This is a genomic window from Flavobacterium sp., assembly GCF_036515215.1.
GTDB lineage: Bacteria > Bacteroidota > Bacteroidia > Flavobacteriales > Flavobacteriaceae > Flavobacterium.
This window is the reverse complement of the sequence record NZ_DATBVQ010000187.1, coordinates 18735-34889: the sequence shown is the minus strand read 5'-3', so window position 1 is coordinate 34889 and position 16155 is coordinate 18735. Positions and strand designations below refer to the sequence as shown.

Below are 16155 nucleotides of genomic sequence, written 5' to 3'. Positions count from 1 at the left end.
ATATCCCGGAAAAAGATATTATGGTGGTTGTGAAGTGGTGGATGTCGTAGAACAAATTGCCATTGATAGAGCTAAAGAATTATTTGGTGCGGCTTATGCCAATGTGCAACCGCATTCGGGTTCGCAAGCCAATACGGCGGTATATCACGCTTGTTTGAAACCGGGTGACAAAATTCTTGGTTTTGATTTGTCCCATGGTGGTCATTTAACTCACGGTTCGCCGGTGAATTTCTCAGGGCGTTTGTACACCCCTGTATTTTACGGCGTTGATGAAGAGACGGGACGTTTAGATTATGATAAAATCCAAGAAATTGCGACAAAAGAGCAGCCAAAATTAATTATAGCGGGGGCTTCGGCTTATTCCCGCGATATGGATTTTGAGCGTTTCAGAGTAATAGCCGACAGTGTGGGCGCAATTTTATTTGCCGATATTTCTCATCCTGCGGGTCTGATTGCTAAAGGATTGATGAACGACCCATTACCTCATTGTCATATCGTTTCCACAACCACACACAAGACGTTGCGTGGACCTAGAGGAGGATTGATTATGATGGGGAAAGATTTCGAAAATCCATTTGGGTTAAAAACTCCAAAAGGTGAAATCAGAATGATGTCGTCTCTACTTGATTTGGCCGTTTTTCCAGGAAACCAAGGAGGACCTTTAATGCATATCATCGCTGCAAAAGCGGTTGCCTTCGGTGAAGCTTTGCAAGATGAATTCTTTACATACGCTTTACAATTGCAAAAAAACGCAAATGCTATGGCAGAAGCATTTGTGAAAAGAGATTATCATATCATCTCAGGAGGAACTGATAATCACATGATGTTGATTGATTTAAGAAATAAAGGGATATCAGGGAAAGATGCTGAAAATGCATTAGTAAAAGCCGAAATCACCGTTAATAAAAACATGGTTCCTTTTGACGACAAATCGCCGTTTGTGACTTCCGGAATCCGCGTTGGAACTCCGGCTATCACCACTAGAGGATTAGTTGAAGAGGACATGGAGACTATCGTAGCCTTGATTGATAAGGTTCTGATGAACCACACAAACGAGGATATTATCGAGGAAGTGGCCAATGAAGTGAATGAAATGATGAGCGAAAGAGCAATCTTCGTATTCTAAAAAAGTTTCAAAGTTTAAAGGTTTAAAGTTTAAAGTTTTGTAATCTGCAAAAAGTTAAATTTTAAACCTTTTTTTGTTTTGATAAAACCGTAAACTGTAAAGAAAAATGTCAGTACTAAGATTAAAATTACCAACCGATCCAAGGTGGGTGAATATTGTCGAGAAGAACATCGCGGAAATCCTGACGGATCACGCTTGGTGCGAACAAAAAGCGGCAACAAACGCGATCACGATTATTACCAATAATTCAGAGCATCAGGATTTGGTCAAGGATTTGTTGGCTTTGGCCAAAGAAGAAATTGATCATTTTGAGCAGGTACACAATATCATCATCAAAAGAGGATTGAAGTTAGGACGCGAACGCAAGGACCATTACGTAAACGAATTGTATTTGTACATGAAAAAAAGTGGTACTGGCAGCAGGGTTTCGAGTTTGGTGGAAAGACTGCTATTCTCGGCAATGATTGAAGCAAGAAGCTGTGAGCGTTTTAAAGTATTGTCGGAAAACATTCAGGACGAAGAGCTGTCTGTCTTCTACAGGGATTTGATGGAAAGCGAAGCGGGACACTACACCACTTTTATCACCTATGCCAGAAAATATGGAACCGGAATCGATGTAGAAAAGCGATGGAGAGAATGGATTGAATATGAGGCATCCATTATTGCAAATTATGGTAAAAACGAGACAATTCATGGATAGATTAGTATTTTAGGTTTTATTTTAATTTAACGTGAATTGATTTAAAATCAATTGTTTGTAATAATAAAACTATAAATACGGAGCTGTTTTTTGCCAAAAGGACAGTTTTTTTGCTCCAATTATTATTTTTAATATATATTTATCTCTTGAATGTTCATCAAATATAAATTGTAATATAAATGAAACTCTATATAAAATATGATGGAATCGTTGCTTGTAGGGTAATTTTGCAGGAGCAGTTAGAGCGATTGAATATAAAGCACAAACTGCTGGATTTAGGAGAAATTGAGATTAGTGATAGTGTTTCGGATGAAAGCTTTGCCGAACTTCAAGATTCTTTAAGCAGATATTCCATTTTTATCGTTAATAATGAAAAAAGTCAGCTTATTCAAAAAATAAAAGACACTCTTGTAGAAATGATTTATGAGAATGATAAATTACCGGCAATAACTATTTCTCAATATCTATCAGAAAAAATGAATTTCAGTTATGGATATTTGACAAATATTTTTTCTGATAACACCCATTCTTCAATAGAAAACTTCATTATTATCCAAAAAATAGAAAGAGCTAAAAAATTAATTATTGAAGATGAGTTGACCTTAACGGAGGTCTCGTACAAGTTAAACTACAGTAGTGTGGCTTATCTGTCAAGTCAGTTTAAAAAGGTTACGGGATTGACTCCATCTGCTTTTAAAAGAATAGTAGATAAACGAAGAAGTTTGTCAAATTAACAAAAATATAATTCCCAAAAATATGATTTCACATGAAGATTCAATGCGCATTTTGATTGCCGATGACGATGAAGATGATCGCACTTTTTTTAGTGATGCAATGATGGAACTTAAAATGAATAATAATTTGACCTTATTTAATGACGGTAAGGAACTAATGGATTATTTAGCAAATCCTGATATTCTGTTACCACATTTACTTTTTTTGGATTTAAATATGCCCCGCAAATCGGGGTTTGAATGTCTAAAGGAAATTAGAGCCGACCTCCGGTTTAAAGATGTTTCTATCGCCATTTATTCGACATCTTCGTCAGAAAAAGATATAGAAGAAACATTTATCGAAGGGGCAAATATTTATATAAAAAAACCAAATGACTTTAATAAACTTAAAAAAGTGATTAAAGAAGTCCTAAATGTGAATTGGCAATTTCACTCCTCCGGTTTAAATAAAGAAACTTTTTTCTTTAGCATTTAGGGGATGAAAAACATAAAGCTATTAAAACTATATAAAAATTCAGAAATATTCAAAATAGCTTTAGGAATCGCTATAGCTGTAGTGTGTTATATTGCATCGGTGTTTTATACGCAAATGCGCAGCTTGGATTCCTCGGTTAATTTAATTGCCAATGCCACCGAAACCCAATTGGAATTAGAAAAAGTGTTGTCCATAATCAGTATTTATGAAACAAACCTACGGACTTACATCATCACCAAGGACGAATCTTATCTAGAAAATAGATTTTTGAGAAAAGGAGAAATTGAGTCTAATCTAAAGGAGATTGATAAATTAGTGGCCAATAACCCCACCCGCGTTAAGGATGTGAAACGCCTCAAAGGACTCATTGAATACCGATTTGCGCTTTTTAGGGAAACACTGCTGCTTGCAAAAAGTAAAAATCCCAACAGTGCGGCATTAAACGCAAAACTTCAGGAGAGTAATGACTTTACGGAGATCATGAAAAACTTTGTTTATAAAACGATAAATGCTGAGGGTGATAAAGTCAAAATTCACAATGATAATCATCAATTTGAGTTGGAAGACTCTATGATAAGCGCCTTTCTGCTGGTCATACTTTCATTGTTGATACTGTTATTGTCTTTCAATAAAATGAATGTTGATATTGCGGAACTTAAAAAAACCAATGACGAATTAAAGTTTTTAAATCGGTCGTTCAATAATGCAGAGAAAATTGCAGGATTTGGTCATTGGAAAATTAATTTAGAAAAGGACACCTATACTTATTCAGATAATTTTTTTCGTCTTATAGGGTTAGAGCCACAATCCTTTACTCCTAGCTTAGAGAATATTTCAAAATACATACATCCCGATGATCTTGAATATGTGACGCGAATGCATATGGATTCCCTAAGGACGCACAAACCGACTTCATTGATGTATCGTTTTGTATTGCCAGACGGCGAAATAAAATATATTATGTCAGTGGGTAGTTTTACCAAGAACGGAAAAGGGGAAAGCGTAAAAACGGGTGTTAACTATGACATGACCGACCAGTTTAAAAAAACAATAGAATTAGAGGAAAACAATAAGGAACTTAAAAGCATCAATGAAGAACTGGAGTCCTTTAACAACATTGTGAGTCATGACCTGCAGGAACCGCTTCATAAAATTCAAATGTTTATTTCTAGGATCGAGTCCAAGGAAATGGATGGCATATCAGAGCAGGGGAAAATTTATTTTTCAAAAATTAGGACTTCAGCAAATAAGATGCAAACCTTGCTTATCGATTTGGTTAATTATTCCAGAACAATAAAAGGGGATAAGGTTTTTGAAGATACGGATTTGAACGGATTGGTCAACCAAGTTATTGACGAATTGTCTTCAAATATTGAAGATAAAAATGCAGAGATAACTGTAGGGGATTTGCCCGTCGTGAAAGCGATTTCTTTTCAAATTGAACAACTGTTCATTAATTTGATTACGAACTCTCTTAAATACAGCCAAGAAGATAGAGCGCCTAAAATTTCCATTTTTTCAAAAAATATTGAAGAAAATGAAATTTATGACAATGAAATCATTTCTAATGAAAAATATTATAAGATCGTCGTAGAGGATAATGGAATAGGTTTTAAACAAGAATATGCCGAAAAAATATTTGTTTTGTTCCAGCGTTTGGAAACAGGCTCCAAATATTCGGGAACAGGTCTCGGTTTAGCGATTTGCAAGAGAATTGTTGATAATCACGACGGATTTATAAAAGTACTTTCTGAACCCAATGTTGGTTCTCAGTTTTGTGTTTTTTTACCCAAGAAAGCTTGATTTTTTTGACGCCTGAACTGTTTTTATCAAATAAAGAAAAAAAACGTTTTTTTTTCAAACTAATGATTTTACCTTCCAAAAGTACATTATGATATCTATTTCCAAAGCGAGGCCGAACGATTATAAAATAATTCAAGAAATTGCCCATCAAACCTGGCCGGATACTTACGGCGCCATTTTGTCGAAAGAACAATTGGACTTCATGCTGAATGCTTTTTATTCTGAAAAGGCCTTAGCAGATGATGTAACCTCAAAAGGGCATCATTTTTTGTTGGCTAAAGAAAATGATGTTGTTTTGGGTTTTGCCTCTTACGAGCACAATTATCAGGAAAACAACAGAACGCGAATCCATAAAATATATGTATTGCCCCAAACGCAAGGCAAAGGGATCGGGAATGCGCTTATTATTTATATTGAGAGATTGGCCGTAGATTACCATTCTACCGTACTCTCATTAAACGTAAATAGGTTTAATAAGGCCCTCACTTTTTACCAAAAAAAAGGTTTTGAGGTCATCAAAGAAGTGGATATCGAAATTGGTCACGGCTACTTGATGGAGGATTACGTGATGGAAAAGCAGTTGTAGTCTAGCAGGACGCAGCAAAATATTTTATAAAAAAGACCCATATTCTTTGAGGAAAGTACTACACTGTACTTTTTGTTTTGCTAAAAGTTATTTTGTTAACTGTCTGTTCTACAGAAAAAAGCGGTAAATTTAAGTATTCGTTTAGCTGCTCTTTTCTTAAAACTATCAAGATGAAATTTGGAAATATTTTTATACTTGCCGTTGTGTTTTTGATGCAGTCTTGTTCCAAAAATGGGCAAGGGATAAAACCTAAACTGGGCAGCGTGACGGAGAGCGTTTACGCTTCGGGGGCCATAAAGGCAGAAGATCAGTACACCGTTTTTTCTACGGTAAACGGTATTTTGGAAAAGATTAGGGTTATTGCAGGACATCCCATAAGTCAAGGGCAATTATTGTTTGAGCTTGAAAACGAAAAAGCGGCATTGAATACTGAAAATGCACTATTAGCTTACCAATTAAGTAAGGAAAACGGTAAATATATTCAAGATCGCGTTGCCGAAATGGAATTGAAAGTCCAATCTTCCCTAGATAAACTTATTCTTGATGAATCCCTTTATAAAAGAAACAAAAGATTACGGGTCCTTGAAATTAATTCTCAGATCGATTTTGAAAGGAGCGAGTTGGCTTTTAAAAACTCCAAAATTAATTACGAAACCGCTTTGAGGCAATTGACCCAACTCCGCGAACAACTGAAAAATGAGGAAAGGCGCAATAAAATAAATCTTAAATTCAATCAAAAAACCCAAAACGATTACCAAGTCAAAAGTGCCTTTTCAGGTCAATTATTTGATGTTTTAGTCAAAGAAGGAACCTTGGTGACAACCCAGACACCCCTTGCCATTATTGGGAAATCGAATGCCTTTTTTTTAGAAATGGAAGTCGATGAAAACGATATGGTGCGGGTTGCTTTGGGGCAAAAGGTACTCGTGACGATGGACAGCTATAAAGGGATAGTTTTTGACGCTATTGTAGATAAAATCTACCCCATAATGGACGAGCGGTCGCGCACTTTTAGGATCGAGGCGCATTTTGTCAAGCCGCCTGACAAACTATATCCCAACCTGACGGCGGAAGGCAATATTATCATTCGAACAAAAGATAATGCGATTACCATTCCCAAAAGTTATTTGATTGACAACAAATATGTTTTAGTCAATAGAAACGAACGAAGAAAGGTTAAAACAGGTTTGAGTGATTACCAAAAAGTGGAAATTTTAGAGGGCTTGAAAGAAAATGAAACCATTTATGAACCAAAATAATGAACTTTAAACTTATTTTAAATATCGCCTTTCATTTGCTAAAAGCCAGACTAAAACAGTCTGTAATTGCTGCAGTGGGAGTGACCTTTGGAATTGCTATGTTCATCGCTTTGGTCAGTTTTATGAATGGCTTAAACGAATTGCTGGATGGATTAATGCTCAACAGAACGCCCCACGTCCTTTTGTATAATGAGGTGAAGCCATCGGAAAATCAGCCGTTGGATTTATCTGCTAATTACAAAAACAACACAAATTTCATAAAATCCATCAAGCCTAAAGACAGGGGGAAATCGATCTACAATGGAAAGGAAATAATCAAAGTGTTGAAAAAGGACAAACGTATCATAGACGTTGCGCCAAAAGTCACTTCCTCCGTTTTGTTCAACTCAGGCACCATTGAAATCTCCGGTTTTGTTAATGGTATTGATATGGAGGCGGAGGATAAACTCTTTAAGATCAGTGATTATATAAAAGAAGGGAAGGTCACTGATTTGAGCCAGAACAACAGCATTATAATAGGGAAGGGATTAGCTGACAAGATGCTGCTTACGGTGGGGGATATAATTAAAGTGTCCACATCCAATGGGAATTTGGCCTCCTTGAAGATTGTGGGTTTTTCGCAATTAGGAATAGCTGAAATTGACAATGTGATGAGTTATACGTCATTGGGAACAGCCCAAAAAATATTGGGACAACCTAAAAATTACATCACGGACATTCAGCTGAATTTGTACGATAAGGAAACGGCAGCAGCTGTTGCGGAAGAGTTTCATAAAACGTTTAATTTAGACGCGATGGATTATGAAACGGCAAATGCGCAATTTGAAACCGGGAGTACGGTGAGGAGTATCATATCCTATTCGGTTGGAATTGTGTTGTTGATCGTTGCTGGTTTTGGGATTTACAATATCTTGAATATGATGATCTATGAAAAAATGGATAGCATCGCCATACTAAAAGCTACAGGTTTTTCAGGAAATGACGTGAAATGGATCTTTATATCACTCTCGATAATCATAGGGTTTACCGGTGGCGTCTTTGGATTGTTTTTTGGATATATCTTTTCAATTATTATTGACAATATCCCTTTTGAAACCACTTCTTTGCCAACCGTAAAAACATATCCCATCGATTACAATGTGATTTTTTATGTCATTGGGATAAGCTTTGCACTCTGCACAACGGTTGTCGCCGGGCTTTTTCCGGCTTTGAAAGCCAGTAAAGTGGATCCGGTAGAAATTATCAGAGGAAAATAGCTATGGAAAATAATAAGGTGATAGAAACCGTTGGCTTGACCAAATATTTTTATGATCCCGTGAAATTTCAGGTGATCAAAGAAATCAATTTAAGCATTGATCATGGCGAATTTGTTTCGATTGTGGGTAAATCCGGGTCTGGAAAATCTACTTTATTGTATCTGCTTTCCACCATGGATACTGATTACGAAGGGCAATTGTTTATTCATAACGAGCTGGTCACAGGGCAAATAGATAGTAAATTGGCGAAGATACGAAACGAGAAAATTGGTTTTGTGTTTCAGTTTCATTATTTATTAATGGAGTATAATGTTTTAAAAAACGTGATGTTGCCGGGGTTTAAGTTAGGGAAATATTCGAATGAGGAATTGGAACAGCGTGCCATGGGACATTTAAAAACCTTGGGAATGGAAAACCATGCGCTTAAAATGACAAATCAGCTGAGCGGCGGGGAAAAACAGCGTGTGGCAATAGCGAGAGCGCTGATCAACGATCCTTTGGTTATCATGGGCGACGAACCTACCGGAAATTTGGACAGGAAAAACGGCGACCTTGTTTTTGATATCTTGAACAAATTGACCGAAGATTTTAACCAAACCATACTGGTTGTGACTCATGATACAGATTTTGCCAATAAAACGGATAGAATAATTACAATGGAAGACGGCAGAATCCTTTCTTAACACTCTTATTTTACAATAATGTCATGTTTTGCAAGTAAGCCTTTTAAACCGGCGATAGAAAATTGTGCCTTTTTGAGTTTAGTTTTTGTGGGATCGATAGCGTAGTTATAGCTGCTTCTGAAATCGGCTTTGTTGGCGATTGCTTTTTCAAATTCGGCGCGGTACAAATCACAATTATCAAAAATTGCCTCGGTCAAGTCAGCACTCATAAAATCGACAGCCAAAAGGCTGCAATCCATAAATGTGGTCCCTTTTAGCTTTAGGGTATAAAATTTAGAAAAATCCAAGTTGCACTCTTTAAAATGGATTTCAAAAATAAGTTTGTCGCACATGGAAAAATTGATTTCCATCATTTTGCAGTTGTTAAAATAAACGGTCCGTAAAGCGACATGGTTTATTTTTGAAGTATTGAAATTGCAATCGTTAAAGGTGCAATCTATGAAGGTCACTGCAGTAAATTTGCATCGGGAAAAGTCGCAGCGGTTAAAAATGCAGGATTCAAATTCCTTGAAATTGACTTCCTCTTCACCGTAAATGATGTCATCGTATTGTAAGTCAAGGTTATATTCAGGCATTGTACGAGTCGTGAGTGCTTCTGTAAAAAAGAAGATTTTTATATGGCTAAATTATTGTTTAAATATGTAAAGCCTACTATATATTGGCTACTGTTTTCGGTTTTATTTAGAGTTTATTAAAAAAAGGAATTGATTTTTAAATGAATTCGGTCCAGATATTTGTCCAATAGCTCGCCTTGTTTGAAGGTTTTTTTATAAAGACGTTCTGTGGTGTTTCGTTCATAATAAATTTCAACATAAAAATTATTTACTGCATAAAGCTCGATCGCAATATTACCCTTTAAATACAAGTCCACGTAAGCACCTTTCTTCCAAGTTGCTTTGTATTGCTCTTCCTCCGAAAGTTTTAAAAATTCAAAAAGTTTCATTTGCGCCAATTTTTAAAGTTTAATGTCAACTTGCATTCTTCAACTCCAACAGGCCTTATAGCCCCTCCCCAAATTTTAAAGGAAGAGATTTTCCTAATTTGTCCTGTTCCAAATATAGTGAAAAGCATTAATTATTTTATGCAAATAATATTTAAAACGAAAACCACGATAGCCATAATCAGGTTTGCTTTTGAAAGTAAAACTTGTATGCATAATTGGAATGTTTTATGCCAGCCCTAACATTTTTTGTACGCTCAATAATTCGTTAATTTTATTCATTAGGCGTTTTTTTTACTTAAATTTATGTGGAATCTGTTTTTTTAGTGGGGCTTTTAACCAAAAGTAAAGGAATCATGGAAGATGACTTAATAACCATTGGGTTTGCTGGGGATGTGATGATAGGCAGGGGTGTTGATGCCGCAATCAGTAATAAAGGCTATGTTTATCCTTGGGGGAATGTCTTGCCGTTGTTGAGGAATACCGACATCAATATCATCAATCTTGAAGCGGCATTGACGCACAGCGATAAAAGGGTTTTTAAAACATTTAACTTTAAAGCAACTCCCGATAAAGTAAAAACACTAACCGAAGCTTCCATAACGGCCGTCAACCTGGCGAATAATCATATTTTGGATTTTTCTGAGGAAGGTTTGGTCGAGACAATTCAAACATTGGATAAGGCATACATAAAACATGTTGGTGCTGGGATGAATGAAAAAGAAGCTCAAAAACCGATTATTCTCCGTAAGAAAGATATTGCCATTGGTCTACTGGGGTTTACCGATAACGAATCTGGATGGAAGGCTTATGCGAACAGTAGCGGAGTTAATTATATAGACATTACCAAAAAGGATGACCGCAACAAAGCTTTGGATGATTTGGAGAAATTAAGTAAAAATGTCGATATTGTTATTGTAAGTATTCATTGGGGACCAAATATGAATGAAGAGCCATATAGACATTTCATTGATTTTGCGCACGCAATGATTGACCAGGGTGCTGACATTATCCACGGGCACAGTGCACACAATTTTCAAGGAATTGAAGTCTATAACCATAAGCTGATTCTGTACGACACCGGTGATTTTGTTGATGATTATGCAGTGGACCCTATATTAAAAAATGATCATTCTTTTTTCTTTAAAGTCACGCTCTCCAGAGAAAGGATAGAAAAATTAGAACTGATTCCAGTTTTGATTTCCAATTATCAGGTTAATTTGGCAACAGCCAAGGATTTTAAATGGTGTATCGACCGGATGCAGTATTTGTCCACTAAATTTGAAACTAAGATGAGCGATAGAGGGGAAGTGTTTCTGTTTTGAAAGACAATTGCTTTACTTTAAGAGTAGGAATTGTCTCTCAGAGTCCGGATCCATTCAATAATACAATCTAAAATCAAGAAGTTTACAAAGGGCATAGTGTTTTTGATGTAATTCTTCCACGATCTGGATTACATTATCCTGCTCTTGGCATAGACTAAAGAACATTCTGTCAAGATTTGTGCTGCTGAGTCTATTAAATGGCGTTCCATAACCCGAAATAGCCCGCGCGCCTGTAACGTCGATGAAGTACTGTGCTTCTTCCTCGCTTAAGTTCAATATCTTGGTATTGGCAAAATGCAAAATTTTACCGGTCAATTTCCCTTCAAAAAGTTCGGCGATTTCCTCCAGACTATAGAAATAATCATTCAGGCAAATATTATTTCCTTCGCCCTCCATGACCAGATAAATCACCTCATAATCCTTAAAATCATGGTCGTCATAACGTAACGCATTTAGACTTTCTTCTAATCCTTCAATGGTATCGCAGGTTTTGTAAATGCTGGCAATACCTTGTTCCACAGCCAGTTTCTCCAGGTTTTTGAGCACTTCAGTAGTAACGGCAGTATCCACGTCAGGAACGGCTTCGAGACAGAAAATGAATTTATCGTTGTCCGGTTGATTGGACTTATCTAAAGTTTGCAATTTCATTGTGCAAAATTACGCAAGAATGAAATTCCATGTTAGTATTTAACCATAAATAATTATTAAGGGATCGGATTTAAAGGCACGAATATGATCCTTTTTTTATGGTATATTTATTTCTAACTACTTGAAAAAGATTACTTGAGTAAATTCCATAAAAAAACCCCAACATCTGTTGGGGTTTTGTGACCTTGACTGGATTCAAACCAGTAACCTCTTGAGCCGTAATCAAGTGCGCTATTCAGTTGCGCCACAAGGCCTTATTGTTCTGCAAACATTTATTTTCATAAACGTTCTGTGAACGTGTTTGCGGGTGCAAATATAAGGATAAATGTGTAAATTGCAAGTCTAATTTAACATAAAAAGCAAAAAAAATGCCTTTAGCAAATTATATACGTGATATTCAGGGATTTCCAAAAGAAGGAATTTTATTTAAAGACATTACGCCCTTGTTAATAGACCCCAAAGCCAGAAAGGAATGCCTGGATATTTTGGTTTCCTCGCTAAAAGGTAAAAAAATAGACAAGGTAATCGGGGTGGAGAGCCGTGGTTTTTTCTTCGGGATGCTGATCGCACAGGAACTGAATGTAGGTTTCGTTCCCGTCAGAAAACCCAATAAGCTGCCTTACGACACCATTTCGGCTTCCTATGAACTCGAATACGGAACGGATTCCTTGGAAATCCATATTGATGCCATCCGCAAAGGCGACAGGGTGCTTATACATGACGACGTGCTCGCCACTGGAGGTACGGCCAAAGCGGTATGCGAATTGGTCGAGCAATTAGGCGGCGAAATCGTTCAGCTTAATTTCTTGATGGAGCTCAGTTTCCTCAATGGAAGGGAAAAAATAAAGGGATATGATGTTTTTGCTGCAATGACGTATTAACGCAATGCCCTGGTGGTTACATAATATCGAAATCCTATAATTGCCATTTGCCATTTTTTGGCTTTGGCCAAATCCATTCTTTGTTTTGTAAAGCTTGGTAAAACAAGCTTGTTGATTTGAGCTAAAATTTTGAACATAAGGGTTTTATTTTGGACAAAGGTATAAAAAAAGCCGGTCTTTCTGAAGACCGTCTTTTTTGTTGAATAATGCTACAAAGCTAGTTGTTCTTTTCTATTGCCTCTCTGTATTTTTCCATCGCTTTTTCATATTTTTTCATTTCTTTTTCAAATATGGCCTCTCGTTTGGCCATTATTTCCTCGATTTTTTTCCCGTAAGCGGTCATGTCGGGCTCGAATGACTCCATCTTTTTTTCGAATTCCTTCATTTTTATCTCAAACTGAGCCATTGCTTTTTCGTCCCTCACGTTTGCCGGTGGTGCAGGCGCAGTCGGTAAATTCGACATATTTGGTGCGGCAGGCAATGGTCCGCCAGGAAATTTCGGAGGTGCAGGTGGTGCTGGAGGTGCCGGAAAATCTTTGGTATTAGATGAATGAGTTCTTGTTTTGGTCACTATCCGGATTGTATTTTGGCTAGAATTCCCTGAAGCCGATTTGCTTACATTCATAGTTTCAATGTCATTTGGATCCAATTCATCTAACTCTTCTTTGCTCATTTTTTTGCCGTTCACGATAATTTCGGTGTCGTCTGGAATACCATTAGTGTTTTTTGTGATTATTCTAATGGTCGACTTGTCGCCATTTTTATTGACATCCATAGTTTTAATTACATCTGCATCTAACGCATCCAGTTCGGCTTGACTCGCTTTTTCACCGTTGATATAGATAGTCTTAACTTCATCATGATCTCCCTCTTTCGTAACACGGAAAGTAATGGTTTTCTTTACGGTGTCTCCAGCCGTTCTTGCTGATTCATGGTCATTTTCCACATCGGCACTTTTTTTGATTACGGTCACCGTTTTTGACTCTTTCACTTTTTCCTGCGCTATTACTTCAATTTGAAACAATAAAACAAAAGCTACTAATGCGGGAATTACTGACAAGTACTTCCATGAATTCCTTTTTTTTGATTGATTTTTGTTTAACATGACGATTCGTTTTTTGATTAATGATTGATAAAAATGATTGGTAATGGCAACGCAATTTTCCTGTGTTGTTATTTTTAAAAGCGTGATTTGATAGGCTTTTTTGTCTGATATCTTTTTTAGGGCTCCACTATCGGCAATGAATTCCAGATTTTGCAAAATCGCTTTTTTGTACAGCCAAATGAATGGATTGAACCAAAAAACGATGCAAAACAGTCTCGAAATGAGTACGTCAACGGTATGGTTTTGTTCGCTATGTATTTTTTCATGTTCCAATATGCTTTCTAATTCGCTGGGGCTATATAAAGCCGAATTGTAAACAATGGTGTTGAAATAGGAAAATGGGGCTAAATTATCTTTAATGTCAATAAATTTAAAATCGGCTTGCTGCTCAATCAATTTACCTTTCAACACAGTTCGTAAACTATAAAAATCATAGGCAAATTTGGCTAGCAACAACAGTAGACCGATTCCGTAAGCCAAAAAGGAAAGTAGCGGCAAATAATCTTGTAATGATTTTCCCTCGACATAATTCGATACTGGAATGTTTGTCCAATCAGTATTTGAAACGACCGGTTCAACCCAAATTATCTTGGTAAAAACTACCAGTGGCAATACCACAGATGTGATTAATCCAGCCAATAAAAACCAACGATTAGCGGTAAAAAAAGTTTCCTTGCGCAACATAATATGATAGCCAAGAAAAAAGACGGCAAGCAATCCGCTGGATTTGATGAGGTAAATAAATAGCGTTTCCATACCCTTATTTTTTGTTTTCAATCATTTGCAGAATTTCACGCAACTCGGCTGCCGAAATTTTTTCCTCCTTGGCAAAAAAGGAAACCATGTTTTTATAGGAGCTATTAAAATAATTGTCAATAGCGGTATTCATGAATTTTTTCCTGTACTCCTCAATAGTCACAATAGGGAAGTATTGATGCGTTTTCCCGTAGGCATTGTAGGATACGTACCCCTTTTCTTCCAGATTCCTAATAATGGTCGATAGTGTGTTATAATGTGGAGGATCAGTTTCAATCTCTTCCATAACTTCCTTTACGAAAGCTTTTTTTAGCTTCCATAAAATGTGCATGATCTCCTCTTCTTTGTTGGTCAGTTTTTGCATGGCTCAAGTTTTTATTTGGGCGTTTCCCTACGGGTCAGGCTATTCGGCTTTATCTCTTCGTTTCACTACGAGGATATCGCCTGCTATCCTTAACGCAATTCAAACTTACAACTATCTTTTTAGTTGTACAACTATAATTGCAGTTTTATAACTATTTTTGTAGTTATAAAATTTAAAGTATTGTTAATCAGGTATTTTTGTTGGTGAATTAGTAGATGCATTAGAGTGGGGGTTACGCAGAACCACAGTTTAGGCGCGTTTATTCTCTAGTTTCAGCAGTTTTTGTATCCAGATGCAACAACCAGCGGCAGCCAGTCCAAAAGTCCCCATCACAAACCAATTGGTTTGATAGCCTAATCGCCCGATAATCTCAAGCCCCACTTTTGAACTTACGATATGCGCCAGACTGAAACTCATCGTATACAAAGCCATGTAGCGTCCTTCCTGGCCTCGCGTAGCCCTACTCATGGCAAAAGTATTCGAAAAAGGGAAAGCGAAAATTTCGCCAATCGAGATAAAGATCATACTGATCACCAGCATACCGGCCCATACATTAATTAGCAAAAGATAAAAACTGCTTCCCATAAGTAAGGATCCCCATAGAATAATTTTAAGTTTCTGCACTTTTTTCCTTTCAAAATAGCTGACAATCGGCATTTCAAGTGCAAAAATCAGCAAGCCGTTCAAGGTCATCAATAAACCGGTTTGAAACTCGCTCATCCCAAATTTCTCGCTGTGATATAATGGCAAAGCCGTAAAGAGTTGGAAAAAAATCATCGCCGTGACAAAACTCACGAACAGGAAAACCCAGAATATTTTATCCCTAAATACGGATCGGGCTTGCAATATTGTGGCATGCGGATCCTGATGTGACGTCCTTTTCTTCTCCTTGACCAGCAGGGCAAAAATCAAAATCGCGACAATGCAAGAAGTCCCGTCGACCCAAAACAGGCCTTTATAACCAATTCCCATAATAATCAATCCACCGAGGGCGGGTCCGGCGGCAAAACCAAGATTGACAGCCAATCGAACTAAAGTTAAAGAACGCGTCCTGTTCTCGGGCTTGGCATATGCTCCAAGAGAAACAAACATCGCTGGTCGGAACACATCGGCTAGGGTCATGATACTGAACATTCCCAGACACAATCCCCAAAAACTGGTTATATATTGGAGAACAAAAAAGAAAATCCCACTGCTAAACAAGCTAAAAACCATCACCTTATAAAACCCTATTTTATCGGACAGTTTTCCCCCTAGCCAAGAACCCAACATCGAACCAAACCCAAAAGCGACCATAATCCAACCCACTTCACCGTAGGAAAACTGCAAATCCTCCTTTAAGTATTTTGACAAAAAGGGGAGGACCATTGTTCCTGCGCGATTGATAAAGGTTATAATGGTAAGAATCCAAATTTCTCTCGAAAACCCTCTGAAATTGTTGATGTAGCGACTGAAAGCGGTTGCGAGCATTATAATTGGGTTCTTTTTCGCAAAGGTAGGAAACTTTGTAACTT

The 16155-nt window shown here is 37.1% G+C and carries 18 protein-coding genes and 1 tRNA gene; 11 read left to right on the top strand and 8 right to left on the bottom strand.

Translation table 11 applies throughout. From position 1 onward, the window contains the following. The 9 genes from glyA to VIH09_RS13010 form a co-directional block, all read left to right on the top strand. The coding region (gene glyA, locus VIH09_RS13050; RefSeq protein WP_331581708.1) for a serine hydroxymethyltransferase at nt 1-1126 on the top strand (1126 nt) is incomplete at its 5' end. A 106-nt stretch (nt 1127-1232) separates the two neighbouring features. Then, entirely contained in the window at nt 1233-1826 is a 594-nt protein-coding gene (locus tag VIH09_RS13045; RefSeq protein WP_331581706.1) for a tRNA-(ms[2]io[6]A)-hydroxylase, read from the top strand. Nucleotides 1827-2005: 179 nt separating this feature from the next. Further along, nucleotides 2006-2560 (top strand): AraC family transcriptional regulator, encoded by a 555-nt coding sequence (locus VIH09_RS13040; protein ID WP_331581704.1) that lies wholly within the window; start codon nt 2006-2008, stop codon nt 2558-2560. Nucleotides 2561-2582: 22 nt separating this feature from the next. Continuing rightward, entirely contained in the window at nt 2583-3035 is a 453-nt protein-coding gene (locus VIH09_RS13035; RefSeq protein ID WP_331581702.1) for a response regulator, read from the top strand. A 3-nt stretch (nt 3036-3038) separates the two neighbouring features. Continuing rightward, nucleotides 3039-4838 (top strand): ATP-binding protein, encoded by a 1800-nt coding sequence (locus tag VIH09_RS13030; protein ID WP_331581700.1) that lies wholly within the window; start codon nt 3039-3041, stop codon nt 4836-4838. A gap of 88 nt (nt 4839-4926) precedes the next feature. Beyond that, nucleotides 4927-5424, top strand: coding sequence for a GNAT family N-acetyltransferase (locus VIH09_RS13025; protein WP_331581698.1), 498 nt, complete (start codon nt 4927-4929; stop codon nt 5422-5424). A 170-nt stretch (nt 5425-5594) separates the two neighbouring features. Next, nucleotides 5595-6683: an efflux RND transporter periplasmic adaptor subunit gene (locus VIH09_RS13020; protein ID WP_331581696.1), complete on the top strand. Its 1089-nt coding sequence runs from the start codon at nt 5595-5597 to the stop codon at nt 6681-6683. Next, complete coding sequence (locus VIH09_RS13015; protein ID WP_331581694.1) at nt 6683-7939, top strand: ABC transporter permease; 1257 nt, start codon at nt 6683-6685, stop codon at nt 7937-7939. Before VIH09_RS13020 ends, VIH09_RS13015 begins: the two co-directional genes overlap by 1 nt. 2 nt (nt 7940-7941) lie before the next feature. Then, nucleotides 7942-8622 carry an ABC transporter ATP-binding protein gene (locus tag VIH09_RS13010; protein ID WP_331581692.1) on the top strand — a complete coding sequence of 227 codons (681 nt, stop codon included), beginning with the start codon at nt 7942-7944 and terminating at the stop codon, nt 8620-8622. A gap of 5 nt (nt 8623-8627) precedes the next feature. Here the strand turns inward: VIH09_RS13010 and VIH09_RS13005 are convergent, their stop codons facing one another. Next, nucleotides 8628-9197: a pentapeptide repeat-containing protein gene (locus VIH09_RS13005; protein WP_331581690.1), complete on the bottom strand. Its 570-nt coding sequence runs from the start codon at nt 9195-9197 to the stop codon at nt 8628-8630. Between the two features lie 116 nt (nt 9198-9313). After that, complete coding sequence (locus VIH09_RS13000) at nt 9314-9565, bottom strand: hypothetical protein (protein ID WP_331581688.1); 252 nt, start codon at nt 9563-9565, stop codon at nt 9314-9316. Between the two features lie 353 nt (nt 9566-9918). Here VIH09_RS13000 and VIH09_RS12995 point away from each other — a divergent pair, with 353 nt between their 5' ends. Next, nucleotides 9919-10887: a CapA family protein gene (locus VIH09_RS12995; RefSeq protein WP_331581686.1), complete on the top strand. Its 969-nt coding sequence runs from the start codon at nt 9919-9921 to the stop codon at nt 10885-10887. 54 nt (nt 10888-10941) lie between these two features. Here the strand turns inward: VIH09_RS12995 and VIH09_RS12990 are convergent, their stop codons facing one another. Together VIH09_RS12990 and VIH09_RS12985 are read right to left on the bottom strand one after the other, a co-directional pair. After that, on the bottom strand, nt 10942-11535 hold the full coding sequence (locus VIH09_RS12990; RefSeq protein ID WP_331581684.1) for a DUF6642 family protein: 594 nt from the start codon (nt 11533-11535) through the stop codon (nt 10942-10944). A 180-nt stretch (nt 11536-11715) separates the two neighbouring features. Next, nucleotides 11716-11789 (bottom strand) — tRNA-Arg (locus tag VIH09_RS12985). Between the two features lie 114 nt (nt 11790-11903). Here VIH09_RS12985 and VIH09_RS12980 point away from each other — a divergent pair. Beyond that, a complete protein-coding gene (locus VIH09_RS12980) occupies nt 11904-12416 on the top strand; it encodes an adenine phosphoribosyltransferase (protein WP_331581682.1) in 513 nt (170 codons plus the stop codon). On the opposite strand, the gene VIH09_RS12975 is transcribed toward VIH09_RS12980, so the two are convergent. From VIH09_RS12975 to VIH09_RS12960, 4 genes are all read right to left on the bottom strand, one after another. Then, on the bottom strand, nt 12413-12553 hold the full coding sequence (locus tag VIH09_RS12975; RefSeq protein ID WP_331581680.1) for an SsrA-binding protein: 141 nt from the start codon (nt 12551-12553) through the stop codon (nt 12413-12415). The genes VIH09_RS12980 and VIH09_RS12975 overlap by 4 nt on opposite strands. Nucleotides 12554-12633: 80 nt before the next feature. After that, complete coding sequence (locus VIH09_RS12970) at nt 12634-14277, bottom strand: M56 family metallopeptidase (protein ID WP_331581678.1); 1644 nt, start codon at nt 14275-14277, stop codon at nt 12634-12636. A 4-nt stretch (nt 14278-14281) separates the two neighbouring features. Next, entirely contained in the window at nt 14282-14641 is a 360-nt protein-coding gene (locus VIH09_RS12965) for a BlaI/MecI/CopY family transcriptional regulator (protein ID WP_331581676.1), read from the bottom strand. A 249-nt stretch (nt 14642-14890) separates the two neighbouring features. Beyond that, nucleotides 14891-16111, bottom strand: a complete 1221-nt coding sequence (locus VIH09_RS12960; RefSeq protein ID WP_331581674.1) for an MFS transporter — start codon at nt 16109-16111, stop codon at nt 14891-14893. Nucleotides 16112-16155: the final 44 nt, after the last annotated feature.